25 protein-coding genes are annotated in these 24,847 nt (G+C 75.5%); 16 read left to right on the forward strand and 9 right to left on the reverse strand.

Features of this window, described 5'->3' with window-relative positions:
• A partial coding sequence (gene fdhE, locus MNZ39_RS13910) for a formate dehydrogenase accessory protein FdhE (protein WP_242339475.1) occupies positions 1-486 on the forward strand: 486 nt, incomplete at its 5' end.
• 109 nt (positions 487-595) lie between these two features.
• The gene (locus MNZ39_RS13915; RefSeq protein ID WP_242339477.1) at positions 596-1,297 is read left to right on the forward strand and encodes a DUF5666 domain-containing protein; all 702 of its coding nucleotides are present in this window, start codon (positions 596-598) and stop codon (positions 1,295-1,297) included.
• 81 nt (positions 1,298-1,378) lie between these two features.
• On the opposite strand, the gene hutH is transcribed toward MNZ39_RS13915, so the two are convergent.
• Positions 1,379-2,944: a histidine ammonia-lyase gene (gene hutH, locus MNZ39_RS13920; RefSeq protein WP_242339479.1), complete on the reverse strand. Its 1,566-nt coding sequence runs from the start codon at positions 2,942-2,944 to the stop codon at positions 1,379-1,381.
• Between the two features lie 139 nt (positions 2,945-3,083).
• On the opposite strand from hutH, the gene MNZ39_RS13925 reads away from it, so the two are divergent.
• From MNZ39_RS13925 to MNZ39_RS13940, 4 genes are all read left to right on the forward strand, one after another.
• A complete protein-coding gene (locus tag MNZ39_RS13925; protein WP_242339481.1) occupies positions 3,084-3,482 on the forward strand; it encodes a helix-hairpin-helix domain-containing protein in 399 nt (132 codons plus the stop codon).
• A gap of 58 nt (positions 3,483-3,540) precedes the next feature.
• Positions 3,541-4,551, forward strand: coding sequence for a zinc-ribbon domain-containing protein (locus MNZ39_RS13930; protein WP_242339483.1), 1,011 nt, complete (start codon positions 3,541-3,543; stop codon positions 4,549-4,551).
• Between the two features lie 53 nt (positions 4,552-4,604).
• Complete coding sequence (locus MNZ39_RS13935; RefSeq protein WP_242339485.1) at positions 4,605-5,813, forward strand: glycosyltransferase family 2 protein; 1,209 nt, start codon at positions 4,605-4,607, stop codon at positions 5,811-5,813.
• 78 nt (positions 5,814-5,891) lie between these two features.
• Complete coding sequence (locus MNZ39_RS13940; RefSeq protein ID WP_242339487.1) at positions 5,892-7,490, forward strand: amidohydrolase; 1,599 nt, start codon at positions 5,892-5,894, stop codon at positions 7,488-7,490.
• A 46-nt stretch (positions 7,491-7,536) separates the two neighbouring features.
• Here the strand turns inward: MNZ39_RS13940 and MNZ39_RS13945 are convergent, their stop codons facing one another.
• Complete coding sequence (locus MNZ39_RS13945) at positions 7,537-8,028, reverse strand: NlpC/P60 family protein (protein WP_242339489.1); 492 nt, start codon at positions 8,026-8,028, stop codon at positions 7,537-7,539.
• Between the two features lie 263 nt (positions 8,029-8,291).
• On the opposite strand from MNZ39_RS13945, the gene MNZ39_RS13950 reads away from it, so the two are divergent.
• Entirely contained in the window at positions 8,292-8,720 is a 429-nt protein-coding gene (locus tag MNZ39_RS13950) for a hypothetical protein (RefSeq protein WP_242339491.1), read from the forward strand.
• On the opposite strand, the gene MNZ39_RS13955 is transcribed toward MNZ39_RS13950, so the two are convergent.
• Entirely contained in the window at positions 8,717-9,238 is a 522-nt protein-coding gene (locus tag MNZ39_RS13955) for a hypothetical protein (RefSeq protein WP_242339493.1), read from the reverse strand. The genes MNZ39_RS13950 and MNZ39_RS13955 overlap by 4 nt on opposite strands.
• Before the next feature lie 82 nt (positions 9,239-9,320).
• On the opposite strand from MNZ39_RS13955, the gene MNZ39_RS13960 reads away from it, so the two are divergent.
• Positions 9,321-10,967, forward strand: coding sequence for a mucoidy inhibitor MuiA family protein (locus MNZ39_RS13960; RefSeq protein WP_242339495.1), 1,647 nt, complete (start codon positions 9,321-9,323; stop codon positions 10,965-10,967).
• A gap of 76 nt (positions 10,968-11,043) precedes the next feature.
• Here the strand turns inward: MNZ39_RS13960 and MNZ39_RS13965 are convergent, their stop codons facing one another.
• The 5 genes from MNZ39_RS13965 to hutU all read right to left on the reverse strand — a co-directional run bounded on the left by MNZ39_RS13965 (position 11,044) and on the right by hutU (position 16,122).
• Positions 11,044-11,814, reverse strand: coding sequence for a class II glutamine amidotransferase (locus tag MNZ39_RS13965; RefSeq protein WP_242339497.1), 771 nt, complete (start codon positions 11,812-11,814; stop codon positions 11,044-11,046).
• Between the two features lie 111 nt (positions 11,815-11,925).
• On the reverse strand, positions 11,926-12,504 hold the full coding sequence (locus tag MNZ39_RS13970) for a DUF99 family protein (RefSeq protein WP_242339499.1): 579 nt from the start codon (positions 12,502-12,504) through the stop codon (positions 11,926-11,928).
• A complete protein-coding gene (locus tag MNZ39_RS13975) occupies positions 12,501-13,025 on the reverse strand; it encodes a metallophosphoesterase family protein (protein ID WP_242339501.1) in 525 nt (174 codons plus the stop codon). The genes MNZ39_RS13970 and MNZ39_RS13975 overlap by 4 nt, the downstream gene beginning before the upstream one ends.
• 75 nt (positions 13,026-13,100) lie before the next feature.
• A complete protein-coding gene (hutI, locus tag MNZ39_RS13980) occupies positions 13,101-14,381 on the reverse strand; it encodes an imidazolonepropionase (RefSeq protein ID WP_242339503.1) in 1,281 nt (426 codons plus the stop codon).
• Between the two features lie 100 nt (positions 14,382-14,481).
• Positions 14,482-16,122, reverse strand: coding sequence for a urocanate hydratase (hutU, locus tag MNZ39_RS13985; protein WP_242339505.1), 1,641 nt, complete (start codon positions 16,120-16,122; stop codon positions 14,482-14,484).
• Positions 16,123-16,234: 112 nt separating this feature from the next.
• On the opposite strand from hutU, the gene asd reads away from it, so the two are divergent.
• The 7 genes from asd to MNZ39_RS14020 are packed head-to-tail and all read left to right on the forward strand — an operon-like array spanning position 16,235 to position 22,836.
• Positions 16,235-17,083: an archaetidylserine decarboxylase gene (gene asd, locus MNZ39_RS13990; protein WP_242339507.1), complete on the forward strand. Its 849-nt coding sequence runs from the start codon at positions 16,235-16,237 to the stop codon at positions 17,081-17,083.
• A gap of 26 nt (positions 17,084-17,109) precedes the next feature.
• Positions 17,110-18,357, forward strand: a complete 1,248-nt coding sequence (gene hisS, locus MNZ39_RS13995; protein ID WP_242339509.1) for a histidine--tRNA ligase — start codon at positions 17,110-17,112, stop codon at positions 18,355-18,357.
• Complete coding sequence (gene miaA, locus MNZ39_RS14000; RefSeq protein WP_242339538.1) at positions 18,357-19,256, forward strand: tRNA (adenosine(37)-N6)-dimethylallyltransferase MiaA; 900 nt, start codon at positions 18,357-18,359, stop codon at positions 19,254-19,256. Before hisS ends, miaA begins: the two co-directional genes overlap by 1 nt.
• Before the next feature lie 54 nt (positions 19,257-19,310).
• A complete protein-coding gene (locus MNZ39_RS14005; protein WP_242339512.1) occupies positions 19,311-20,279 on the forward strand; it encodes an acetyl-CoA carboxylase carboxyltransferase subunit alpha in 969 nt (322 codons plus the stop codon).
• A 48-nt stretch (positions 20,280-20,327) separates the two neighbouring features.
• Complete coding sequence (gene hisC, locus MNZ39_RS14010) at positions 20,328-21,422, forward strand: histidinol-phosphate transaminase (protein ID WP_242339514.1); 1,095 nt, start codon at positions 20,328-20,330, stop codon at positions 21,420-21,422.
• Positions 21,419-22,132, forward strand: coding sequence for a (d)CMP kinase (cmk, locus tag MNZ39_RS14015; protein ID WP_242339516.1), 714 nt, complete (start codon positions 21,419-21,421; stop codon positions 22,130-22,132). The genes hisC and cmk overlap by 4 nt, the downstream gene beginning before the upstream one ends.
• On the forward strand, positions 22,129-22,836 hold the full coding sequence (locus MNZ39_RS14020; protein ID WP_242339518.1) for a hypothetical protein: 708 nt from the start codon (positions 22,129-22,131) through the stop codon (positions 22,834-22,836). The genes cmk and MNZ39_RS14020 overlap by 4 nt, the downstream gene beginning before the upstream one ends.
• Before the next feature lie 8 nt (positions 22,837-22,844).
• On the opposite strand, the gene MNZ39_RS14025 is transcribed toward MNZ39_RS14020, so the two are convergent.
• Positions 22,845-24,119, reverse strand: a complete 1,275-nt coding sequence (locus MNZ39_RS14025; protein ID WP_242339519.1) for an alpha/beta hydrolase — start codon at positions 24,117-24,119, stop codon at positions 22,845-22,847.
• Positions 24,120-24,392: 273 nt separating this feature from the next.
• Between MNZ39_RS14025 and MNZ39_RS14030 the strand changes: the two genes are divergently transcribed.
• On the forward strand, positions 24,393-24,845 hold the full coding sequence (locus MNZ39_RS14030; RefSeq protein ID WP_242339521.1) for a hypothetical protein: 453 nt from the start codon (positions 24,393-24,395) through the stop codon (positions 24,843-24,845).
• Positions 24,846-24,847: the final 2 nt, after the last annotated feature.

The following is a 24,847-nucleotide window of genomic DNA, read 5'->3' on the forward strand; positions in this document are numbered from 1 at the left end:
GACGACGTGCTCGCCGGCGCGCCGGCCGACCTCGCCGCCGCGCCGTTCGTGGGCGCCGCCCTCCAGGCGCACCTCACCCGGCTCGCCGCGGCGCTCGAGCCGGCCACCCCCGCGCCGGCCGGGGCCGCCTGCCCGGTCTGCGGCGGCGCTCCCGTGGCGAGCGTCGTCCTCGGCGACGCCCGCGTGCGCTACGTCGTGTGCGGCCTCTGCAGCGCCGAGTGGCACGTGCCGCGCGCGCAGTGCCCCGTCTGCCGCGAGGCGGGCGGGCTCTCGTACCTCGAGGTCGAGGGCGGCCCGCGCGGCGTCGCCGCCGAGGCCTGCGATCACTGCCACGCCTACCTGAAGGTCTTCGATCTCGCCGAGGCGCACAGCGCGGACGCGGTGGCAGACGACGCCGCGACGCTCGTGCTCGACCTCCTCACGGGCGAGCGCGGGTTCCTGCGGGCGGGCGCGAACCCGCTCGCGCCGGGAGGCGAGCGGGCCTGACGGGCCGGCCTGGACTCGCGCCGCGACGGTCCGGGGGAGCGGTCGCCCGCCGAGCGGGCGAGCGGCGCGCGCCGCCGGTCGTCATCTTTCCGGGAAGGGAGGAGAGGTCATGCAGCTCGGGACGATCGCGCTCGCGGCGGTGCTGCTTGCCGGGCCTGCGGCGGCGCAGGAGACGAAGTCGCAGGAGTCGCAGCAGAAGTCCGAGGCGAAGCAGCAGGAGCAGCAGGGAGAGGAGAAGGCGCAGGGAGCGAAGGGGGCGGACACGCAGGAGGCCGAGCCCAAGCACATGAAGGGGTACGGCTACGGCACGCCGTCCGGTGTGGAGGCGGGAGGCAGCGCGCGACAGGCGGGGGACGAGAAGCGCAAGACGCCGAAGACCCCGCAGCAGGAGGAGGGCGCGAGCGTGACGCAGCCGCACGCGCGCGCGGAGCAGGCGACCCTCAGCGGGGAGATCGTGAGCACCGGGAAGGACAGGCTCACGATCCAGGCGCCCGACGGGATGCGCGACATCCAGGTCACCGCCAGGACCGAGGTGCGGGGCGAAGGGCGCAAGAGCGTGGCGCAGCTGAAGCGCGGCGATCAGGTCCGCGTGTCGTTCGACCCGAAGGCCGGCGTCTCGGTCGCGAAGCGGATCGAGGTCCGCGCGAGCGGCGACGCCCGGAGCGGGAAGGGCGTGGACCTCACGCCTCCGCCGGGGAGCTCGACGCCGCCCGGCTCGACGACCACGCCGAGCGGGACGCCGTCGGCGCCGGCGCCGGGGGCCTCGACCCCGGGCGGCACGACCGCGCCGGGCGGCGAGGGGCGGAAGTAGGGACCCCGTCCTGCCGAGCAGGGATCCGCGAGGGGACGCGCCGCGTGCGGGTGCGTCCCCTCGCTGCGAGTGGGGGGCCGCTCAGAGGTCCAGCTGGCCGTCGTCCACGAGCCGGCAGACCGCCTCGATGTCGCGGTGCAGCTCGCGGTCCTCGTCGAGGCGCGGGACGACGGCCCGGATCCGGCGGTGCGCCTCCGCGACCTTCACGGCAGGTCGAAGCGGTGCCCGCAGGTCGATCGCCTGCGCCGCCACGAGCAGCTCGATCGCGAGGCAGGTCCGCACGTTCTCGAGGACCTGCCTCGCCTTGAGGGCCGCGGTCATCCCCATCGAGACGTGATCCTCGCGTCCCGCCGACGACGGGATCGAGTCCACCGAGGCGGGGTGGCTGAGGACCTTGTTCTCCGAGACGAGCGCGGCGCTCGTGACCTGGGCGATCATGAACCCGGAGTTGAGGCCGTGCTGCGGCGCGAGGAAGGGCGGCAGCCCCGAGAGCGAGGGGTTCACGAGCTGCTCCACGCGCCGCTCGGAGATCGCCGCGAGGTGCGAGGAGGCCACCGCGAGGACGTCGAGCGCGAGCGCGACCGGCTGGCCGTGGAAGTTGCCGCCCGAGACGATCTCGCCCGTCTCCGGGAACACGAGCGGGTTGTCCGTCGCCGCGTTCACCTCGGCGGCGAGCGTGGCGCGGCAGAAGCCGATCCCGTCGCGCGCCGCGCCGTGCACCTGCGGCATGCACCGGAGGGAGTAGGGATCCTGCACCTTGTGGCAGCCCGGCCCCTGGTGAGAGGCGTTGAGCTCCGACCCCGCGAGCAGCTCGCGCAGCCGCGCCGCCGCCGCGATCTGGCCCGGCTGGCCGCGCACCGCCTGGATCTCGGGCGCGAAGGGCCGGTGCGAGCCGAGGAGCCCCTCGAGCGTCATGGCGCCGGCGAGGTCGGCGAGCGCCGCGAGCCGCTCGGCACGGAGCACCGCGAGCGTCCCCAGGGCCGCCATCGCCTGCGTCCCGTTCACGAGCGCGAGGCCCTCCTTCGGCTGCAGCACGGCCGGCGCGAGCCCCACCCGGCGCAGCGCCTCGCGCGAGGGCATGCGCTCCATCTTGCTGGGGGACGCAGCGTCATCGCGCCCCCCAGCAACAAGAGCTTCCCCCTCGCCGATGAGCAGGAGCGCGAGGTGCGCGAGCGGCGCGAGGTCGCCGGACGCGCCCACCGAGCCGCGCTCCGGCACGACCGGCGCGACGCCGCGGTCGAGGAGCGCGAGGAGCAGGTCGAGCGTCTCCTCGCGGATCCCGGAGACGCCCTTCGCGAGCACGTTCGCGCGGAGCAGCATGAGGGCCCGCGCCTCGACGAGCGGGAGCGGCGCCCCGACGCCGGCCGCGTGGGAGAGGACGAGGTTGCGCTGGAGCCGCTCGAGGTCGGCGCGCTCGATGCGCACCTCCGCGAGCGTCCCGAACCCGGTGTTGATGCCGTAGTGCGGCTCGCCGTCCTCGAGCCGCGCCTCGACGAGCGCGCGCGAGCGCCGGACCCGCTGGCGCGCGTCGGGGGAGAGCTCCGCTCGCGCTCGCCCGAGGGCGACCGCCTGGACCTCCTCCAGCGTGAGGGTGTCGCCGTCGAGGAGGACGTGCTGGCGTACCCCGCCGTTCGTGCCGTGGCTCATGGACGGCTTCCCTACACGGGCGACGCACGGTTGTCCCGGCGAGGAGCGGCGGACGCCCCCTGCGTGGCGTCCAGGCGCCCGGGGCAGGGTGGGTGCGCGTGGACCACACATCGGCGCGGCTCTTGCTCGGCCGCGCCACATGGCCCGCCGGATCGCCCTGCTCCTCGCCCTCGTCGCCACGCTCGCGGCCGCGCCGGTGCGCGGGATCCTCGAGACCCCCGATGCTCCCGCGCCGTGCGCGCCCTCCGGCCGCGGCCGGTTCCCGCGGCACTGGGTGGGCTGCGAGACGGACCCCGGCCCGGTTCGGCCGCTCGCCTCCGACGAGCGGCTCGCGCTCGGGCTCCGGGTGGATCCGAACCGCGCCTCGGCACGCGAGCTCGCCTTCGTCCCGGGCCTGTCCCGGCGCCTCGGCGCCGAGGTGGTCGCCGACCGGGAGCGGAACGGGCCGTTCCCGGACGTCGAGTCGCTCCTGCGCGTGCGCGGGGTCGGACCGAAGCGGCTCGCCCAGGCGCGCGAGGCGCTCGTCGTGGAGCCGTAGCGACCTGCCCGGGAGGTGGAGTACCCTGTCCCGCGCCGCAGGGACGGGAGGATTCGCTTTGGTCATTCGCTGTGAACGCTGCTCGACGCTGTACGAGCTGGACGAGACGCTGCTCGCGCCCGACGGATCCCAGGTCCAGTGCACCCGCTGCGATCACGTGTTCACGGCGCGGCCTCCCGCGCCGGCCGAGTCCGCCGGGCCACGAGCGCCCTCGAGCAGCCCCACGTTCACTCCTGCCGAGCTCGAGATCGCCGTCGCGCCCGCCTCGGGCGCCCCGCTCGATCCGCGGACGCCTGACGCCGTCGCCATCGGCGACGTCCCGCCGACGGCGCCCTCGCCGCGCGCCGACGGCTCCCGGCCTCGCGCGCCCACGCCCGAGCCCCGGTACGTGCGCGCCGGCCCTCCTGCCGTCTACCGGCCCACGCCAGGCCCGACCTCCGTCCGCGCTCACCCCGTCCTGCGCCGCGACACGGTCGGCGCCTTCGAGTCGCGGCTCCGCTGGAGCGCGCGGATGCGCTGGCTCCTGCCCGCGGCGGCGGTCGGCCTCCTCGCGCTCGGCGCCGGCGGCTTCCTCTTCGTCCGCGGCCGCTGGGCCGCCTCCAGCGCGGCGAGCGCGCGCGCGGAAGGGGCCGCGAACGCCCGGCCTGCGGGCCACGAGGCCGGCGGAGAAGCGCTCTCCGCGCGGCCGCCGGCCCCGCCGCCGCCCACCGCGCCGCCGCCCGCCGCGTCGCCTGCGGAGCCACCGCCTGGGAACGGCACGCCACCGGCGAGGAAGTCGATTGCCCAGCGACCCCCGATGGCGGCGCCGGCCGGAGCTGCGGCCGTGGGGGCGAGCGCCGCGCAGGCCCCTGCCGCCCTGGAGGGCGCGACCGCGGCACCCGCGTCCTCCCTGGGAGGCAACGCCTCGACCGCGCGGGGGCTGGCGCCGAGCGCACTCACGCCCGCGAGCATCCCCGACGTCGCCCCGGCGTCCGGAATGCCCCAGGTCGCGCCCCCCCTAGCGACCGAGGGCTCGCGTCACCCCGCGCGCGAGCCAGCCGTGCAGGACGAGCCGATCGGCGGGGGCTAGGGCCCCGAGGAGGCCGGCGGGCGTGGCGCGCAGGTTGCTCCAGTCCACGCTCGATGGCGTCCCTCCTCTGGCTGTGCCTCGGTCTCGTCGCGTTCAGCTATCTCGGCTACTTCCTCGTCCTCCTCGTCTGGGACGGCGTGCGCGATGCGCTGTCGGCGCTGCGCTTCGTCGCGGGCGGCGAGGACCGGCGCGCGCGGCGCGAGGCCGACGCCTGGCCGCGCGTGTCGATCGTCTTCTCGGCGTTCGACGAGGAGACGGTCATCCGGCACAAGATCGAGAACTGCCTCGCGCTCGACTACCCGCCGGACCGGCTCGAGATCGTGGTGGGCTGCGACGGCTGCACCGATCGCACCGCGGAGATCGCGCGCGCGGCCGGCGGGGACCGCGTGACCGTCCACGAGCTCACGCCGCGCGCCGGCAAGTCCGCCGCGATCTCGAAGCTCGTCCCCGGGGCGCGAGGCGACCTCGTCGTCCTCACCGACGCGAACGTGATGCTCGAGCCGGGCGCGCTGCGCGCGCTCGTTCGGCGCTTCCGCGATCCCGCCGTGGGGGCCGTGGTCGGGCGGCTGCGCCTCTACAACCCGACCCGCGCCGAGTTCGAGGAGAGCCTCTACTGGAAGTACGAGACGGTCCTCAAGTACTACGAGGGCAAGCACGGCGCGGTGCTGGGCGCGAACGGCGGCCTGTACGCGATCCGCCGCATCCTGTTCAGCCCCATCCGCCCCGACACGATCGTCGAGGACTTCGTCATCCCGGTGCGCATCGCGGTGCGCGGGTGGAAGGTGCCCTACGAGCCCGACGCCGTCGCGCACGAGGAGACGACCGAGGACGCCGGGCGCGAGTTCGTGCGGCGGGCTCGCATCGGCGCGGGGGACTGGCAGGCCCTCGCGCGCGTGCCGGACCTGCTCGACCCGCGCACCGGGTTCCTGTTCTTCTCGTTCGTGTCCCACAAGCTCCTGCGCTGGACGACCCCGTTCCTCCTCGCGCTGGCCCTCGTGCTGAGCGTGCCGCTCGCCGCGCAGCCCGGCGCCTGGCTGTATCGCGCCCTGCTCCTCGGCCAGCTCCTCTTCTACGGGCTCGCGCTCGCGGGCCCGCGCGTGGCGGCGGGGAGGCTCGGGCGCGTGGCGTCGCTCGCGCACTACTTCGTCACGATGAACGCGGCGCTCGCGGTCGGGCTCTGGCGCTTCGTGCGCGGCACGCAGCGCGCCACGTGGGAGCGCACCGAGCGGGTGGCGCCGCCGCCCGGGGTGCGCGCCGCCTGAGCGACGCTCTTCGGTTCGCGCCGGCTGCCGACCTTGTTCGTTGCCCGATCGAGATCGATCGCTTAGAGAGCCGGGGGCATGGCCTCCGCCCCCGAGCTCCTCGTCATCGGCCTCCTCCACACCCTGGATCCGGCCCGCCCCGTGGCGCAGGCCGCGCTCGTGCGCGACGGGCGCTTCGCCTGCGTCGGCACGGTGGAGGCCTGCGCGGCCCGCGCCGCTCCGGGCGCACGGCGGATCGAGGTCGGGAGCGCGGTGCCGGGGCTCGTGGACGCGCACGGGCACGTGATGGGGCTCGGCCGCGCCGAGCTCGAGGTGAGCTGCACCGGCCTCCCGACCGAGGACGCGTGCGTCGCCCGCACGGCGGAGCGGGCGCGCGCGCTGCCGGAGGGGAGCTGGATCCGCGGCCGGGGGTGGGACCAGAACCGCTGGCCGGGGCAGGCGTTCCCGACCGAGGCGCGGCTCTCGCGCGCCGTGCCGGACCACCCGGTCTTCCTCGTCCGCGTCGACGGCCACGCCGGCTGGGCGAACGCGGCCGCGCTCGCCGCCGCCGGGATCGGGCCGGACACGCAGGACCCGCCGGGAGGGAAGCTCGTCCGCGACGCGCGCGGCCGCCCCACGGGCGTCCTCGTGGACGCCGCGATGGACCTCGTGCTGAAGCGGATCCCCGCGCCGTCGCCCGCCGAGATCGAGGAGGCGCTCCGGCGCGGGATGGACGCGCTCGTCCGGCTCGGCATCACCGCCGCGCACGACGCGGGCGTGACGCCCGAGGTGCTCGACGTCTATCGCCGCCTCGCGGCCGAGGATCGGCTCCCGCTCCGCGTCTACGCGATGATCGAGGGAGAGGGGACCCCGGCGGACCTCACCGCCCGGATGGCGCGCTGGAAGGCGTCGCCGGAGGTGGGGCGGCTCACGGTGCGCGCGGTGAAGATCTACGCGGACGGCGCGCTCGGCAGCCGGGGGGCGGCGCTGCACGAGGACTACTCGGACGATCCCGGCAACCGCGGGCTGTTCCTCACGGCTCCCGACCTCCTGCGCGAGAAGGTCCGCGCGGTCGTCCAGGCCGGCTTCCAGCCCGCCATCCACGCCATCGGCGACCGCGGCATCGCCGAGACGATCTCGGCCATCGAGGGCGCGGGCGAGCGCGGCGCGGTGCGCGCGCTTCGGCCCCGGATCGAGCACCTCCAGATCGTCCGGCTCGCCGACCTCCCGCGGCTCGCGGCGGCCGGCGTCGTCGCCTCGATGCAGCCCTCTCACGCCACGAGCGACGCGCCCTGGGTCCCGGCCCGGCTCGGCGCCGGCAGCGCGCGGCTCGCTGGCGCCTACGCCTGGCGCTCCGTGCTGCGCGCCGGCGTGCCGCTCGCGTTCGGCTCGGACTTCCCCATCGAGAGCCCCGACGTGCGGCCCGGCCTCGCCGCGGCCGAGACGCGCCTCGCCTCGGGCGCGGCCGCGCCCTTCCTGCCGGAGGAGCGGCTCCGGCGCGAGGAGGCGCTGCGGGCGTTCACCGCGGGCGCGGCGTACGCGGCGTTCGCGGAGGGGCGCCGGGGGATGATCCGCGAGGGCTACGACGCGGATCTCACCGCGTTCGCGGGCGACGTGCTCGCCGTGCCGGCGAGCGCGCTGCCCGCGCTCCCGGTGACGCACACGATGGTCGGGGGCCGGATCGCGTTCGAGCGATGAGGGTCGGGCTCGTGCTTCGCTCCCGGCGAGCGAGGCGCGCGGGCGCTCACCGGGGCGTCGCGTAGCCCACGAGCAGCCGTCCGGTGGTGACGCGCCCGGCACCGACGATGAGCACGTCGTTCAGCGCCTTGCCGGCCTCGGTGCGCGCCTTCCACGGGCTCGACGCGTTGAGGTGCAGCCGCGCGACGCCGCGCGCCGTCCGGTGCAGGAAGACGACCGTGCCGTCGGCGCCCGCGCGCTCGACGAGGCCGACGTGCTCGACCGGACCGCCGGGGCGATCGGAGAGGAACACGAGATCGCCCGGCAGGGCCTTGCCGCGCCGGACCCCGGCCCCGGCCCTGGCCGCAGCGTGGAGGGCGCTCGCGTCGCCCTCGGCGACGGCGATGCCGCCCTCGGCCAGGGCGGCCCGGACGAGCGCGTCGCAGCCGTCGCCGTGGTCGGCGCCGCCGAGCACGATGGCGCTCGCGCCGAGGAGGCTCGCGGCCGACTCGAGCGCGCGCGGGACGGACACCTGGGAGGCGACCCGGGGGGTCCGCACGCGGGGGAGTCCGGTCTCCGGACCGGCTCCCGTGAGGGAGCCGGCCCGGATTCCGGGGGCGGGCGGGGGCAGGGGTTCGCGCCTCGCCGCGAGCTTCCCCCCGGCGCAGCCCGTCGCGAGGAGGGCCAGCGCGAGGAGACGTCCGCAGCTCGGCGACATCGACGCCGATGGTACGCACGCGACGTCGCACGTCCAATTTTCTCCTCCCGTCGCGACCGCGCGCGAGCAGGATCGCGCGAGGACGCCGTCCCCCCGGAGGCCGCATGACCCGCGCCGTCGCGCTGCTCGTCTCGCTCCTGCTCGCCGCGTGCGCCACCGCGCCGCGCTCGGAGGCGCGCCGCTGCGAGGGCGCCGCCGATCGCGTGAGCGCGCTCCTGCGCGCCGGGCTCGAGACCTACGTGGACGGCATGCGCCGCTTCGCGGCTGCGCGCGATCCGGAGCTCTCGACCGCGGAGGCCGAGGAGCGCGCCAAGGCGAGCTCCGATGCGTGGGCGGGTGCGCACCGCGAGGGGCTCGCCCGCGCCTGCCGCGAGTGGCCCGAGGAGCGGTACCGCTGCGTGATGTCCGCCGCGGACGCCGCGGCGCTGAACGGCTGCGGGCTCGAGGAGGTCGTGCGCGGGTACACCGACGAGGTCGTCTCGGACTTCGCGACGCGGCCGTTCGACCGGTCCGGCGCGGGTCGCTCCCGCTAACTGCGGGTCGAGCTCCGCGCCCGCTTCATCGCGCGCAGCCCGACGACGAAGACGAGGAAGCCCATCGCCAGGAAGAGCAGCATCCGCCCGAGCGCGGCCTTCAGGTAGCCGGGCGAGAGCGCCTCGGTGAAGATGCGGACCTCGCCCTCGCCGGGGAGGCTCACGCCGAAGCGCTTCTGCAGGAAGTCGCGCGTGTAGGTGCCGGGGGCGAAGCCGCCCTCCAGGGGCCCGGCCTGGCACGGGACGTCGCCCACGCGCTGCACGACGAACTGCGCGCCGCCGCCCTTCGGCGCGGCGAGGAAGAACGTGTAGCTCCTGCTCGTCGTGCGCGTGTCGCAGCGCGGCTCGACGTCCTCGAGCCGCACCCAGCGCTCACCCGGCGCGTCGGCCGCCTTCGCCGCGAGCGGCGCGTCCGCGGTGCGCGACAGCGCGATCCCGATGTTCGCCGCGAACCAGGCGGTGCCGAGGGTCCAGACCGCGCCGGCGGCGACGAGGAGCGTGCTCGCGAGCTTTCCCATGGGTGCGATCCATACCATCGGCGAGCGGTCGTCAGATCCTTTTCCCGGCGCGCGCGTTACGACCCGCAGGAGGTCCCACCCCATGCGCACCCTCGCGCTCGTCGCGCTCGCCGTCCCCGCCCTCGCCGCCGCCGCGCCCTCGCTCTCGCCTGCGTCCCGCATCGACGCGGTGACCGTCTACCGTCAGTCCGCCCGTGTCACCCGGGTCGCCCGCGTGGAGCTGCCAGCCGGCGCGAGCCGCGTCGTGCTGGAGGGGCTCCCGGACGAGCTCGACGACGACTCGATCCGCGTGGAAGGGAAGGGCGCCGCCCGCGCACGCGTGTTCGGCGTGAGCGTCGAGCGGGTGACCGCGCAGGCGGCGGTGACGGCGGAGGCGCGCGCGGTGGAGGAGCGGATCGAGCGGCTCCAGGACGACGACCGCGCGCTCGAGGACGCGAGTCGCGCCGCCCAGGCGCGCGCGAAGTTCGTCGAGTCGCTCCGCTCGACCTACTCCGAGGAGCGCGCCAAGAACCTCGCGGTCCGCGGCGTCTCGGTGCGCGAGTGGGCGGAGCTCGCCGGCCACGTCGAGCGCGAGCTCGCGGACGCCGCCGCGCGGGTGCGCAAGGCGGAGGCCGGGCGGCGCGAGCTCGCCCGGAAGCTCGCGCAGGCGCGCGCGGAGCTCGAGAAGGTGCAGTCGAAGCGCGCCCGGACCACGAAGGCGGTCGGCGTCGAGCTGGAGGCGGAGCGGGACGGCGCGCTGGAGCTCGCGGTCTCGTACGCGGTCGGCTCCGCGGGCTGGGCGCCGATCTGGGACGCCCGGCTCGACCCGGAGCGGGCGACGATGGAGCTCACCTTCCTCGGCTCGGTGTGGCAGCGCACCGGGGAGGACTGGTCCGAGGTGAAGCTCGCCGTCTCCACGGCGGAGCCCGCGCGCGGCGTGTACGTCCCCGAGCTCGAGCCCGTCTACCTGACGGAGCGCCGGGACGTGCACACCCTCGGCGTGGCGCGGCGCTCGCCGGCGAGCGCCCCGGCCGCCGCGAAGAGCGCGCTCGCGCAGGAGCCCGAGCAGGGTGTCGCCGAGGTCGAGCAGGACGTGGAGCTCGCGGCCGCGTCGGTCGAGCAGGGGCTCCTCTCCGCCGCCTTCACGGCGCCGCGGCGCGAGTCGGTGGACGGGGCGGGGCAGGCCCGCAAGATCGCCCTGCAGCGCTTCCCGCTGCGCGCGGAGCTCGTCCGCATCGCCGCGCCGCGCCGCGAGGCCGCGACGTTCCTCACCGCCAAGGCGGTGAACGAGACGGGCTTCCCGCTCCTCCCCGGCCTCGCCGGGATCTACGTGGGGGACGAGTTCGTCGGCCGGGCGCCCATCGCCCTCACCCCGCCCGGCGGCGAGCTCGAGCTCGCCTTCGGCGTGGACGATCGGATCGAGGTCGAGCGCAAGGTGCTCGAGCGGAAGCGGCTCACGGCGGGGCTCCTCTCGAAGGACGACGTGCAGCGCTACCGCGTCCGCATCGAGGTGAAGAACCGCTACGCGACCCCGGTCGCGGTGAGGCTCCTCGACCTCGTCCCGGTGAGCCGCGACGAGCGGATCAAGGTGGCGATCCTCGACGGCAGCACCGCGCCGGCGCGGGAGGATCCCGAGCGCCCCGGCGTGCGGATCCACGAGCTCGCCCTCGGGGCCCGCGAGTCGAAGGTGGTGGAGCTCCGCTACGAGGTCCGCACGCCGCGTGGGCTCGCGATCGCGGGGCTGGACTGAACGACGGCCCGGGCGATCACGCCTCCATGAGCGCGGCGAGGCTTGCGAGCGGGGACGGGGCCGGCCCGTCCCGGGGTCACCCTCGCAGCGCGCCGCGCTCGATCTGCGCCCCGTCCTCGGTCCCCACGAAGCCGCCCTCGGGGAGCTCCTGCCACGGGCCCGCGCCGATGGGCTCGCTCGCCACCGCGAAGACGTGGCGCGGGGCGGCGGAGGACGTGACGTGGAGCGTCCGGCCGTGCCGGCACGCCGCGAGGAGGCGGCCGTCGGAGACGACGAGGTTGAGCGACGTCGGCTTCGGGGAGGGCTCGGCGTCGGCGATGCGGAGGACGGTCGCGGTGGTGTCCGCGAGGGCGCGCCGGACCCGGGAGAGGTCCGCCGCGCGCGTCTCCCCGGTCGCGCGGAGGCGGGAGACGAAGAGGTAGAAGACCCGCTCGCTGTCGGTGTCGCCCTGGATCTCGCGGCGCAGGTCGGGATCGATCTCGGCCTCGATGGCGGTCCGCACCGCGGGGACCTCGCGGTAGCGCGCCACCGTCCCGTTGTGGGCGAAGAGCCAGCGATCGAACAGGAACGGGTGCGTGTTCTCGCGGAGCACCGGGCCGACGCTCGCCTCTCGCACGTGCGCGATGACCACCGCGGAGCGGACCTCGCGGCCGGCGGAGACGAAGGACTCGTCGGCGTGGGCCGGGAGGATCCCGCGCCGGACGTGCGGGGCCCCGTCGACGTACCAGCCGATGCCCCAGCCGTGCGGGTGCTTGTGCGACTGGAAGCGGAGCGCGTTCTCCGCGCTGCAGAGCGGCTCGCAGACGTCTAGGCCGGGGTGGGCGTGCTGGCCGAAGAGGCGGCACATCGCGGTCCCGGAACGTAGCAGCGAGCGAGCGCGCGCGCCAATGGGTCGCCGCGCCGCGCCGCGCCGACCGCCGGCCCGCCGAGCTTTCGCTCGTCCAGGCGCGCGGCGGCGTCAGGCGCGCCGGCCGCTCTCGCCCTGCCGCACCGCCGCGGCGACGAGGTGCGCGAGCCGGAGCGGCTCCGGGACGGCGCCGCGGTCCGTCAGCCGCGCGAGGGCCTCGGCCGTGGCCGCCGGCTCCGCGCCGCGCACCTGGAAGACGAACCCGCCGAGCCGGTGCACCGGCCCCGCGCGCTCGAGGAGCGCGAGGCGGCGGCCGGGGCGCGGGAGCCCGCGAATGGCGCGCTCCATCGCGGGGAGGTCCGGCGGGCGGCGCATGACCGCGACGCACGGCCGGTCGAGGCGCGCGGCGAGCGCCTCGAGGTCCACGAGGTTCAGCCCCCCGAAGCCGAGGCCGTCGAGGAGGACGAGGTGCAATTGGGGGAGGAACTTCCCGCCCACGAGCAGCCGGGCGACGGCGTCGGTCGCGTTCCAGCCGTCCTGGCGCACGCGGCCCCAGACGAGCCCCTCGAACCGCGTCCCCGCGCAGACGACGCCCGCGAGCCCCACGTCGCCGCGCCGCCGGCGCACGAACGGCGCGTCGTCGAGGCCGAGGGCGCGGAGCGTCCGGCCCGGCGGCGGGAAGCGCCTCACAGGGCGGCCTCGACCGGCTCGCCGAGGAGCGCGGGCGGGTCGCCGGCGAGATCGAAGAACGTGACGCTCACCCTCCGGCCGTGCACCTCGAGCAGGGCCGCCGTGCGGGGCAGCGAGAAGCGGCGCGGCCCCGCGCTGCCCGGGTTCACGAACAGCGTGTCGCCCACGCGCGCGACGCCCGGCCGGTGCGAGTGTCCGTGGACCACGAGCTCCGGCCGGTGGCGGACGAGCAGCGGGCGCGCCGGAGGCTTCGGCCGCTCGCGCGCGCCGAGGTCGTGCACGAGGAGCAGCGTGAGCGCGCCCACCTCGACGAGCGCGGTCTCCGGCAGGCGCCCGAGCGCGGGCAGCCCCTCGTCGTTGTTCCCGCGCACCGCCTTGACCGGCGCGATCTCCCGGAGCACCTCCAGGATCCGCGGCTTCACGATGTCACCCGCGTGCAGGACGAGCTCGACCCCGTGGAGGACGTCGCCGAGGCGGGGGTCGACGAGGCCGTGGGTGTCCGAGACGAGGCCGATCCGCATGGGGTCCTCTAGGCGGGCACGACCACGGGCGGTGGCCTCCTCGTCGACGTGGAACGTCTCCCGGTCACGCGATCCTCAGCGACAGTCGACCGCCGCGCCCGGCGCCGCGGTGTGGACGACCCGCCCGCGCTTCACCACGACGAGCGCGTGGTTCACCGCCATGTGCCAGGCGAGGTGCTCGGGCGAGCCGCAGCCCCACAGCACGAGGTCGGCGTCGCCGCCGGGCCGGAGCCGCCCCGCGTCCGGACGCCGGAGCGCCCGCGCTCCACCGGCGGTGAAGGCGACGAGCGCCTCCGCCGGGCTGAGCCGGAGCTGCAGGCACGCGAGCGAGAGCGCGAGCCCGACGTTCTCGCTCATGGCGCTGCCCGGGTTGAGGTTCGTCGCGAGCGCGACGCGCACGCCGGCCGAGAGGAGCTTGCGCGCCGGCGCGTAGCGGCTCGAGCCGAGGAAGAGCGTGGAGAGCGGGAGGAGCCCGGCCACGACGTCGGCGCGGGCGAGGGCGGCGATCCCCTCGTCGTCGATCTCCTCCAGGTGATCCGCGCTCGCGCAGGCGAGCTCGGCCGCGAGCCTGGCGCCGCCCGAGGCGGTGAGCTGATCGGCGTGCACGTGCGTCACGAGCCCGTGGCGCGCGCCCGCGTCCAGGATGCGGCGGGCCTCGTCGAGCGTGAACGCGCCCTCCTCCGCGAAGACGTCCACGTGCTCCGCGAGCCGCTCGCGCGCCGCCCGGGGCACGAGCACCTCGCACAGCTCGCGCACGAACGCGTCCCGGTCGCCCGCGCGCTCGGGCGGGACGGCGTGGGCGAGGAGGGTCGGGACGATGGTCACCTCCGCCCACAGCGCGTGCGCGAGGTCGTGGATGATCCGCAGGAGCCTGAGCTCGTCCTCCGTGGAGAGCCCGTAGCCGCTCTTCACCTCGACGGTGGTGACGCCCTGGGCGAGGAGGCGCCGGGCGCGGGCCACCGCGGTCTCGAGCAGCGTGGCGTCGGACGCGGCCCGCGTCGCCCGCGTCGTCACCGCGATGCCGCCGCCGGAGAGCGCGACCGAGAGGTAGCTCTTGCCCGAGCAGCGCAGCGCGAACTCGCCCGCCCGCTCGCCCGCGAAGACGAGGTGCGTGTGCGCGTCCACGAGCCCCGGGGTGACGAGCCCCCCGGCGGCGTCGATGACCTCCGCACCGTCGAGGTCCACCGCGGCCTCGAGCCCGTGCTCCGGGCCGACGAAGGCGATGCGCCGATCGTCCACCGCCACGGCCGCGCCCGGGATGAGGCCAGGATCGGAGGCGCCGGCGTCGCAGGTGGCGACGACCGCGTTGCGGAGGACGAGGGAGGCCTTCGGGCGGAGCGGTTTGCGAGGGGGCACGATCGGGGGCGGGGCGGTCGGGGTCGAGGTCGGGGTATCGGTCGGGTCGGGGTCGGGGGCGAGGTCGGGGGCGAGGGCGAGGTCGAGCGCCCGATCCTCCTCAGGGGATCTTCACCCCCCGTACTCTCGCCACCTCCCTCGCCTCCTCATACCCCGCATCCGCGTGCCGCAGCACGCCCATCGCCGGATCGCTGCGGAGCACTCGCTCGACCCGGCGCCCCGCCGCCTCCGTGCCGTCGGCGACCACCACCTGACCGGCGTGCAGGGACCAGCCGATCCCCACCCCACCGCCGTGGTGGAAGCTCACCCACGAGGCGCCGTTCACCGCGTTCACGAGCGCGTTCAGGATCGGCCAGTCGGCGATGGCGTCGGAGCCATCCTTCATGGCCTCGGTCTCGCGGTTCGGCGACGCGACCGAGCCGCAGTCGAGGTGGTCCCGGCCGATGACGATCGGCGCCTTCACCTCGCCGCGCCGGACGAGGTCGTTGAACGCGAGGCCCGCCCGATCCCGCTCGCCGTAGCCGAGCCAGCAGATGCGCGCCGGGAGCCCCTGGAACTTCACCTTGCGGGCGGCGAGGTCGAGCCAGCGGCGGAGGCCCTCGTTCTCCGGGAAGAGCGCGGCGACGGCGGCGTCGGTGCGGGCGATGTCGGCCGGGTCGCCCGAGAGCGCCACCCACCGGAACGGCCCCTTGCCCTCGCAGAACATCGGCCGGATGTAGGCGGGGACGAAGCCGGGGTAGGAGAACGCCTCCGCGAGCCCGGCCTCGCGCGCGCCGGCGCGGAGGTTGTTGCCGTAGTCGAAGACGTGGCTCCCGGCGGCGCGCATGGCGAGCATCGCCTCGACCTGCCGCGCCATCGACTCCTGGGCGCGACGGACGTAGCCCTGCGGATCGCGGCGCCGGAGCGCCGGCGCGTCGGCGAGCGGCACGTCCGCGGGCACGTAGCCGTTCAACGGGTCGTGCGCCGAGGTCTGGTCGGTGACGAGGTCCGGGGCGATCCCGCGCCGGGCGAGCTCCGCGAAGACCGTCGCGGCGTTCCCCACGAGGCCGATGGAGAGCGGCCGGCGCGCGCGGCGCGCCTCCTCGAGCCGCCGGAGCGCGTCGTCGAGATCTCCGGAGCGCGCGTCGAGGTAGCCGGTCTCGAGCCGCTTCTCGATCCGCGCGGGATCCACGTCCACGCCCAGGAACGCCGCCCCCAGCATGGTCGCCGCGAGTGGCTGCGCGCCGCCCATCCCGCCGAGGCCGCCGGAGAGGACGAGCCGGCCGGCGAGATCGTCCGTGCCGAAGTGCGTCCGCCCGGCCTGCGCGAACGTCTCGTAGGTGCCCTGCAGGATCCCCTGCGTCCCGATGTAGATCCAGGACCCCGCGGTCATCTGGCCGTACATGATGAGGCCGCGCTTCTCGAGGTCCCAGAAGTGCTCCCAGGTGGCGAAGCGCGGGACGAGGTTCGAGTTGGCGATGAGCACGCGCGGCGCGTCGGGGTGCGTGCCGAGGACGCCCACGGGCTTGCCGCTCTGGACGAGGAGCGTCTCGTCGTCGCCGAGGGTCCGCAGGCTCGCGACGATCCGCCGGTAGCTGTCCCAGTCGCGCGCGGCCTTGCCGGTCCCCCCGTACACGACGAGGTCCTCGGGCCGCTCGGCCACCTCGGGATCGAGGTTGTTCATCAGCATGCGCAGGGCGGCCTCCTGCACCCAGCCCTTGCAGGAGAGTCCCGTCCCCCGCGCCGCGCGGATCGCCTCCATCGTGCACCTCCGGGCCTGCAGCCTCACCCACCGTCCGCCCGGCCGCAGCGCCAAAAACGGGGCGCCGCGGCGATCTCCCGGGCCGAGCGTTGGTTTACACTGCCGCGCCCGCATGAACGAAAAGCTCTTCATCTCCGCCCTGAAGCTCCTGCCGAAGAACACCGTCTCGCGCCTCGCCGGCGCGCTCACGCGCTGGAACGCGCCCGCGTCGGTGCGGCTCGCCGCCATGCGGGCGTTCGCCGCGCGCTACGGCATCGATCTGTCCGAGTGCCCGGAGCTCCAGGTCTACGGGACCTTCGGCGAGTTCTTCGCGCGGCCGCTCCGGCCCGGGCTCCGCCCCATCGCGCCCGGCGACACGGTCGTCGTCTCGCCCGTGGACGGGGCCGTCTCCGAGGCCGGCACCGCGGCGGACGGGCGGCTCGTCCAGGCGAAGGGGATCGACTACTCCGTGGGCGCGCTCGTCGGCGACGAGGCGCTCGCGCGGCGGCTCCAGGGCGGCGCCTACACGACCGTCTACCTGTCGCCGCGCGACTACCACCGCATCCACTTCCCGCTCGGCGGCAGGATCACCGGCTGGCGCTACGTGCCGGGCCAGCTCTGGCCCGTGAACCCCGCGTCGGTCCGGAGCGTGCCGGGCCTCTTCACCGTGAACGAGCGGCTCGTCACGATCCTCGAGACGCCGCTCGGCGCCTGCGCGGTCGTCGCGGTGGGCGCGACGGTCGTCGGCCGGGTCCGCGCCTACTACGACCCCACCGTCCCGGTGACGAACCTCAAGGCGGCGACCGCCGCCGCGCGCGACTACGCCTCGCCGCTGCCCGCCGAGAAGGGCGGTGAGCTCGGCGCGTTCGAGATGGGCTCGACCGTCATCCTGCTCTTCGAGCCGGGGCGCGTGCGCCTCGACGCCCGCCTCGTGCCCGGCGCGCGGGTGCGCGTGGGAGAGCCGATCGGTGGGCCCCCTTGAGCCTTTTCTGGTAGAGAGACGCGGCGATGGCGACGAAGATCAACGGCGTCAAGGGGATGAACGACCTCCTGCCCGGCCAGGCGGCACGCTGGCAGGAGATGGAGGCGATCGCGCGCGAGGTGTTCGCGCTCTACGGGTACCGCGAGGTGCGGACCCCCGTGGTCGAGCCGGCGCAGCTGTTCGCGCGCGGCGTCGGCGAGGCGACCGACATCGTGAAGAAGGAGATGTACGTCTTCGAGGACAAGGGCGAGGACCTGCTCGCCCTGCGCCCCGAGGGCACCGCCGGCACGGTGCGGGCGTTCATCGAGCACGGCGCGTTCGTCGAGGGCCCGCAGAAGTGGTTCTACGTGGGCCCGATGTTCCGCCGCGAGCGGCCGCAGAAGGGCCGCTACCGCCAGTTCCACCAGATCGGCTGCGAGGCCTTCGGGATCGCCGAGCCGTTCCTCGACGCCGAGCAGATCGCGCTCCTCGACGACTTCCTCGCCCGCCTCGGGGTCCGCGCCGAGCTGAAGCTCAACTCGGTCGGCGACCGGAGCTGCCGCCCGGCGTACCTCCAGGACCTCCGCGCGTACCTCGGGTCGCACAAGGGCGAGCTCTGCGCCGACTGCAACGAGCGCATGGAGCGGAACCCGCTGCGCGTCCTCGACTGCAAGGTCGAGAGCTGCCAGCCCGTGCTCGCCGCGGCGCCGCGGCTCCTCGAGCGGCTCTGCCCCGAGTGCGCCGCCCACTTCGAGGCCGTGAAGAGCGGCCTCGACGCGCTCGGCGTCCGCTACACCGTGGACACGCGCCTCGTGCGCGGTCTCGACTACTACGTCCGCACCGCCTACGAGTTCACCTCCGACGCCCTCGGCTCGCAGTCCGCGGTGGCGGGCGGCGGCCGCTACGACGGGCTCGTGGAGACCCTGGGCGGGCCGCCCACGCCGGGCATCGGCTTCGCGCTCGGCCAGGAGCGGCTCGCGATGATCCTCGAGAAGGCCGGCCGCGCCGCGCCCGAGCGCAAGCCGGTCGTGTTCTTCGTCAGCGCCGACGAGGCGGGCGCGCGCGAGGCGCTCCGGCGCGCCGCGGAGCTGCGCCGCGCCGGGATCGCCTGCGAGCTCGACCCGCGCGGCGGCAAGATGAAGGCGCAGTTCAAGCAGGCGGAGCGGGTCGGCGCGCGCTACGCGCTCGTCCTCGGCGGCAACGAGGTCCAGACCGGCCAGGCGAAGCTGAAGGACCTCGCGACGCGCGAGGAGACGCCGGTCGCGCTCGCGGACCTCGTCGCGCGGGTGAGGTGATCCGCCTCCTCGTCATCGCGGGGCCGACGGCGTCGGGGAAGACCGCGCTCGCCGTCGCCCTCGCGCGCCGCCTCGGCGGCGAGATCGTGAACGCGGACTCGCAGCAGGTCTACCGCGGGCTCGACGTCGGCACCGCCAAGCCTTCACCCACCGAGCGTGCCGCCGCGCCCCACCACCTGCTCGACGTGGTGGAGCCGGGGGAGGGGATGGACGCGGCCCGCTTCGCGGCGCTCGCCGACGCCGCCATCGCGGACGTCGCCGCGCGCGGCCGGCTCCCCATCGTCGCGGGCGGCACCGGGCTCTACGTGCGCGCCCTGCTCCACGGCGTGGTCGCGGCGCCCGGCCGCGATCCCGCGCTCCGCGCGCGCCTCGAGGAGGAGGCCGCGCGGCTCGGCCGCCCGGCGCTGCACGCGCGGCTCGCCGCGATCGACCCCGAGTCGGCGGCGCGGATCCGCCCGAACGACCTCGTGCGGATCGTGCGCGCGCTCGAGATCGCCGCCGCTGGGCGGAGGCCGTCGGAGCTCCACGCCGAGCACGCGTTCCAGCCGGACCGCTACGCGGCGCGGCTCCTCGCGCTCGACCCTCCGCGCGCGGCGCTCCACGCGCGGATCGACGCGCGCGTGGTGGAGATGTTCGCCGGCGGGATCCTCGACGAGGCGCGCGCGCTCGTGGCGCGCACCGGCGGTGCGCTCCCCGCGAAGCTGCCCATCGGCTACGCCGAGGCGGTCGCGTGCGTGCGCGGGGAGCTCGAGCTCGCGGAGGCGATCCGGCGCGTGCAGGTGGCGCACCGCCGCTACGCGCGCCGGCAGGTCATCTGGCTCCGGCGCGAGCGCGGCGTCGAGTGGATCGCGCCGCCGGTGGACGTCGAGGTCTTGGCGCGGCGCGTCGAAAACGGCTGAGAAGTCCAGCGCCTCGACCGTGCGCTCCGGCCGCCTCGTGCTATAAGGCGCGACGTGACGAAGCCAGCCCATGCCCTCGACTTCGAGCGCCCGCTCATCGCGCTCGAGTCCAAGATCGCCGAGCTGAAGGAGCTGTCCGGCGGCGCCCGCGTCGACTTCACCGACGAGATCCAGAAGCTCGAGAAGAAGGCGAAGCGGCTCCAGGCCGAGATCTTCAGCGAGCTCTCGCCGTGGCAGACCGTCCAGCTCGCGCGCCATCCGAACCGGCCGTACACGCTCGACTACCTCGGCCGGCTGTTCACGGACTTCTTCGAGCTCGAGGGCGACCGCCGCTTCGCCGCGGATCGCGCCATCGTGGCCGGGTTCGCGCGCTTCGACGGCGAGCCGGTGCTCGTGATGGGGCACCAGAAGGGCCGCGGCACGAAGGAGAACATGCTGCGGAACTTCGGGATGCCGCGCCCCGAGGGCTACCGCAAGGCGCGCCGGCTCTTCGATCTCGCCGAGCGCTTCCGCCGCCCGGTCATCATCTTCATCGACACGCCCGGCGCGTACCCCGGCATCGGCGCGGAGGAGCGCGGCCAGGCCGAGGCCATCGCGACGAACCTCGAGGTGATGTCGTCGCTCTCGGTCCCGTCGATCTCGGTGGTCATCGGCGAGGGCGCGTCCGGCGGCGCGCTCGGGCTCGGCGTGACGAACCGGATCCTGATGCTGCAGTACGCCTGGTACAACGTCATCTCGCCCGAGAGCTGCAGCTCGATCCTCTACCGCGACTCCACCCAGGGCAAGAAGTCGGCGGAGGCGCTGAAGCTCACCGCGAAGGACCTCGCGGGCTTCGGCATCACCGACGAGATCATCCCCGAGCCCGAGGGCGGCGCGCACCGCGATCACGACCTCGCCGCCGAGAACGTGCGCGGCGCGATCCGACGCCACCTCGCGGAGCTCGAGAAGCTCTCCCCCGAGCAGCTCGTCGTCGATCGCTACAAGAAGTTCCGGGCGATGGGCGTGTTCACGACCGAGGAGTAGCGCGGGGCCTTCGCGAGCGCGGGGGCCGTCGGGTATAACCGTCGCCCCATGCCTCTCGTCCCGCCCCACGTCGCCTCGCTGACGCCGTACGTCCCCGGGAAGCCCATCGAGGAGGTCGAGCGGGAGTACGGCGTATCGAACGTCGCCAAGCTCGCCTCCAACGAGAACGCGCTCGGCCCCTCGCCCCTCGCCCTGGCGGCGGCGCGGGAGGCGTGCGCGAAGGTGCACCTCTACCCGGACGGCTCCGCGTACGTCCTCCGCAACGCGCTCGCCGCGAAGCTCGGCGTCCCGCCCGAGGAGGTGATGGTCGGGAACGGGTCCAACGAGCTCATCGAGCTGCTCGTCCGGTCGTTCGTGCTCGACGGCGAGGAGGTCCTGACGAGCGCCCAGAGCTTCGTCGCGTACAAGCTCGCCGCGCACGAGCACGGCCGCACGCTCGTCGAGGCGCCGATGAAGGCGCGCTTCCACTACGATCTCGACGCGCTCCGCAAGCTCCTCTCCCGCCGCACGAAGCTCGTCTTCCTCGCGAATCCCGACAACCCGACGGGCACCTGGTTCACGGAGGCGGAGCTCACCCCGTTCCTCGACGCGGTGCCGAAGGACACCCTCGTCGTGCTCGACGAGGCGTACGTCGAGTACGTGGACGCGCCCGGGTTCCAGGACGCGCTCGCGCTCCGGCGGAAGTACCCGAACGTCGTGGTGCTCCGGACCTTCTCCAAGATCTACGGCCTCGCCGGCATGCGTCTCGGCTACGGGCTCGCGCGGCCGGAGGTGGTGGAGTACGTCGACCGCGTGCGGCCCCCGTTCAACACGAGCCTCGTCGCCCAGGCGGCCGGCGCCGCGGCGCTCCAGGACACCGCGCACGTCGCGAAGAGCCGCGCGCTCGTCCTCGAGGAGCGGCCGCTCCTCGCGAGCGGCCTCGCGGCGCTCGGCGCGACCGTCGTCCCCTCCCAGGGCAACTTCGTCCTCGCCGACTTCCCTGGCCGGACGGGCAAGGAGCTCTTCGAGGCGCTGCTGCGCGAGGGCGTGATCGCGCGCCCGGTGGCGGGCTACGGGTTCCCGAGCGCGCTGCGGATCACCGTGGGGCTCCGGCGCGAGAACGAGCGCTGCCTCGCGGCGCTCGGGAGGATCCTCGCAGCGTGACCGCCGGCCGGCCGTTCATCGTGGCGATCGACGGCCCCGCGGGCGCGGGGAAGTCCACCGCGGCGCGGCGGGTGGCCTCCCGCCTCGGCTTCGCGATGGTCGACACCGGCGCGATCTACCGCACGGTCGCGCTGGCCGCGGCGCGCCGGGGGATCGCGTTCGAGGACGACGCGGCGCTCGGCGCGCTCCTGCCCGAGCTCGAGATCCACTTCGCCCCCTCGCCGGGCGGCGGCCAGCGCGTCCTGCTCGGCGCGGACGACGTCTCGGTCGAGATCCGCACGCCGCCCATGTCCATCGGCGCGAGCGCGGTCTCGGCGCGCCCGGTCGTGCGGGCCGGGCTCCTCGAGCTGCAGCGCCGCCTCGCCTGCGCGCCGGAGAACCGGGGCGCCGTGCTCGAGGGGCGGGACATCGGGACGGTCGTGTTCCCCGACGCGGACGTGAAGTTCTTCCTCACCGCCTCCGCGGAGGAGCGCGCGCGCCGGCGCCACGCCGAGCTCGGCGCGAAGGGCGACCCGTCGACGTACGACGAGGTGCTGGCGGATCAGCTCCGGCGCGACAAGAACGACTCGGAGCGTGCCATCGCGCCGCTCCGGCCGGCGGACGACGCGCGGGTGGTGGACACGAGCGGCGTGCCGCTCGACGCGGTGGTGGACGCGCTGGTGCGCGCGGTCGAGGAGCGGCTCCAGGCGGAGGGGCGGAGCAGAGCGTGAGCGAGGAGCGCAGGTACGGGCCGAAGGAGTGCGGGAGCTGCCGGCTCTGGCGGCCCATCCTCGAGGACGCCCGCGGCCCCATCGGCCCCTGCCGCCTCGGCGTCCGCACCGGAGACTTCCCGGGCACCGCGCCGGCCTGCGAGCGCTACCTCTCCCGCGACGCCGCCATCCCGACCGCGCCGCCCCCGACGCAGCTCCGCCGGCGCGCGCCGCGCCCGTCGAGCCCGCTCGTCCACCGCGGCGCGGATCCCGGCGCGCCGCTCGAGCGCGCGCCGCTCGCGCCCGCCGCCGCTCACCACCGTCCTTTCCCGCAGTCCGCGCCGCAGTCCCCCTGGCCCGAGGAGCTGACCGACATGACCCGCGAGGAGTTCGCCGAGGCGATCCGCGAGGCGCTGCGCGAGGAGGGGGCCGACGTCCGGCTCGCGCCGCGCTGGGAGGGCGGCACCGTGGTCCTCAAGCCGGGCGACGGGCAGACCCAGCCGAAGGAGATCCCCCTCGACTCGCTGTTCCACAAGATCGTGATGATCCGCGATCGGCTGCGCGTGCTCGAGCAGAAGGTCAACGCGAACGACAAGCTCTCCGACGCGGAGAAGATCGAGCTGCAGCAGTACGTGACGCGCTGCTACGGTTCCCTCACGACCTTCAACGTCCTCTTCCGCGACGACCGAGACAGGTTCGTCGGCGACAAGGGCGAGAAGGGCTGAGGGGTTCGCTAGCCTCCACCGTCGAACCGCGACTCCCGGTCGTACCCGCCGTAGCGATCGCGGGACTCCGTCTGGACGTCCGCGTCGCCTGCGCTCGCTGGCGATCGCCGGCCGGTGCCGGTCGCGCCGCTCGCGCGGTGGTAGCTCGCCTCGTACGCCGGCGCATCCCGGGCGCCCGCCGCCTTCGCCGCCTCCCAGGCACGCCGGTACGCGTCGCGCGCGCCCTCGAGCTCGCCGCTCCGCTCGAGCGCCAGGCCGAGCGCGTGCCGCGCGCGGGGCGAGGACGGGTAGAGCTCGACGGTCCGGCGCAGCGTGCGGACCGCGCCGTCACGGTCGCCCTCGGAGAGGAGCTGCAGGCCCGAGAGCGCGAGCGCGCGCTCCGGCGGCGGGACCGCGAACCCGAGCCGCTGCGAGAGCGCGCGGTAGTGGGCCTCGACCGCCGCGGCGCCGCCGCGCGGCCCCGTCGCCTCGGGGGACACCGGCATCGACCACCCGTCGAACACCTCCTCGAGGCCGGCGTAGTAGCTCGCGAAGGGCGTCGTGACGTGATCCTCGCCCGCGAGGTGGAGCGCCCGCAGGTGGACCGCGCCACCGCGGGCGAGGAGCCCCTTCAGCTCCTGGAAGCGGGCGGCGGCGAGCCGGCCCTCGTCGCCCACCGTGAGGACGATGGTCCCGGAGAGGCCGTCCTTGCGCCCGAGCGCGTCGCGCACCTCCCTCGCCGCGAGGTCGCGGTCCCAGCCGAGCGTCGGGCTCGCGGCGATGGCCGCCTGGAACACGCCGGGCCGCGCGGCCATCGCGTGCAGCGCGAAGAGCCCGCCGAACGAGTGGCCCGCCAGGATCCGCAGGGGCTCGGTCCGGTAGCTCCGGTCCACCCAGGGCACGAGGTCCTGCGCGAGGAAGGCGAGGAAGCGCTCCCCGCCGCCGCTCGTCTCGTACGAGACCTCCTCGCCTCCGCCCTGCTCGAGCTTCCCATGCGTCGGCGTCAGGTCGCGGACGCGGTCGGGGTGTGCGAGGCCCACGAGGAGCACCTCGGGCATGCGGCCGGCGCTCGCGAGGAAGCGGGCCGTCGTCGCGAGGAGCGGCAGCGTGCGCTCACCATCCGTGAAGTAGACGACGGGATACCGGCGCTCGCCGCGCTCGTAGCCCGGCGGCGTCAGGATGTACACGGTGCGCTCCTCGCCGAGCGCCGGAGACCTGAGCGTCACCACGCGCACGGGGAGATCCTGCGCGAGCGCGAGCGCGTGGGAGGCGACGGCGAGCAGGGCGGCGGCGACGAGCTTCATGGGGAGTGCCTCCGGAGGGCGCGAGGTCCCCGCAGCATAGGGGAGCCGGGGAGGGCGTCGCGCGGGCCCGAGGAGTCAGCGCAAGGAGGGGCGTGCCCGGCTCGCGTGACGCTTCGTTCGCGGCCGAGCAGGACGTCCCCTCGAGGCCGTGCGCTCGGAGATGGGAGGGCCGAAGCTCGTGGCAGATCGCGCGCTTGACGCCCGGTTGGGTGCTCGGTATTACGAACCACGAATTCGTGCGAACAGCTCCGCCTCCAGGGAGAGGCACACCGCATGCGCTCGAGCTTCACCGTCCTCCTCCTCCTCGCCGGGCTCGTGCCCGCCGGCGCGCGGGCGCACGAGGTCCTCCACGACGTCGAGCGGGGGCGAGCGGTGGCGGTCCGGGTGTACGAGTCGGACGGGGAGGCGCTCGCGGACGCGCCGTTCGAGGTGTTCTCGCCGTCGACGCCGGGAGCCGCCTACCTGGCGGGCCGGACGGATCGGGCAGGCTGGCTCGCGTTCGTCCCCGACGCGCCCGGCCGCTGGCGCGTGAAGGTCGTGGAGGCCGGCGGGCACGGGCTCGACACGACCGTGGAGGTCGCGCAGGCCGGGGCGGCCGCCCAGGGCGGTGCGCGAGCGGGCGGCGGCGCGGCGTTCGTGCTGCGGCCGCTCCTCGGCGCGGCGGTCATCGCGGCGGTGTTCGGCGCGCTCGTCCTCCTCGCGCGGCGCAGATCCACGAGCGGCTAGCG

The sequence above is a fragment of the Anaeromyxobacter sp. SG66 genome (assembly GCF_022690805.1).
Classification (GTDB): Bacteria; Myxococcota; Myxococcia; order Myxococcales; family Anaeromyxobacteraceae; genus Anaeromyxobacter; species Anaeromyxobacter soli.

Bases quoted from the DNA above. Each gene is read 5' to 3' on its own strand.
- MNZ39_RS13915 (WP_242339477.1), top strand. From the start codon at position 596: ATGCAGCTCGGGACGATCGCGCTCGCGGCGGTGCTGCTTGCCGGGCCT.
- hutH (WP_242339479.1), bottom strand. From the start codon at position 2,944: ATGAGCCACGGCACGAACGGCGGGGTACGCCAGCACGTCCTCCTCGAC.
- MNZ39_RS13925 (WP_242339481.1), top strand. From the start codon at position 3,084: ATGGCCCGCCGGATCGCCCTGCTCCTCGCCCTCGTCGCCACGCTCGCG.
- MNZ39_RS13935 (WP_242339485.1), top strand. From the start codon at position 4,605: ATGGCGTCCCTCCTCTGGCTGTGCCTCGGTCTCGTCGCGTTCAGCTAT.
- MNZ39_RS13940 (WP_242339487.1), top strand. From the start codon at position 5,892: ATGGCCTCCGCCCCCGAGCTCCTCGTCATCGGCCTCCTCCACACCCTG.
- MNZ39_RS13950 (WP_242339491.1), top strand. From the start codon at position 8,292: ATGACCCGCGCCGTCGCGCTGCTCGTCTCGCTCCTGCTCGCCGCGTGC.
- MNZ39_RS13955 (WP_242339493.1), bottom strand. From the start codon at position 9,238: ATGGGAAAGCTCGCGAGCACGCTCCTCGTCGCCGCCGGCGCGGTCTGG.
- MNZ39_RS13960 (WP_242339495.1), top strand. From the start codon at position 9,321: ATGCGCACCCTCGCGCTCGTCGCGCTCGCCGTCCCCGCCCTCGCCGCC.
- MNZ39_RS13965 (WP_242339497.1), bottom strand. From the start codon at position 11,814: ATGTGCCGCCTCTTCGGCCAGCACGCCCACCCCGGCCTAGACGTCTGC.
- MNZ39_RS13975 (WP_242339501.1), bottom strand. From the start codon at position 13,025: ATGCGGATCGGCCTCGTCTCGGACACCCACGGCCTCGTCGACCCCCGC.
- hutU (WP_242339505.1), bottom strand. From the start codon at position 16,122: ATGGAGGCGATCCGCGCGGCGCGGGGGACGGGACTCTCCTGCAAGGGC.
- asd (WP_242339507.1), top strand. From the start codon at position 16,235: ATGAACGAAAAGCTCTTCATCTCCGCCCTGAAGCTCCTGCCGAAGAAC.
- hisS (WP_242339509.1), top strand. From the start codon at position 17,110: ATGGCGACGAAGATCAACGGCGTCAAGGGGATGAACGACCTCCTGCCC.
- hisC (WP_242339514.1), top strand. From the start codon at position 20,328: ATGCCTCTCGTCCCGCCCCACGTCGCCTCGCTGACGCCGTACGTCCCC.
- MNZ39_RS14025 (WP_242339519.1), bottom strand. From the start codon at position 24,119: ATGAAGCTCGTCGCCGCCGCCCTGCTCGCCGTCGCCTCCCACGCGCTC.
- MNZ39_RS14030 (WP_242339521.1), top strand. From the start codon at position 24,393: ATGCGCTCGAGCTTCACCGTCCTCCTCCTCCTCGCCGGGCTCGTGCCC.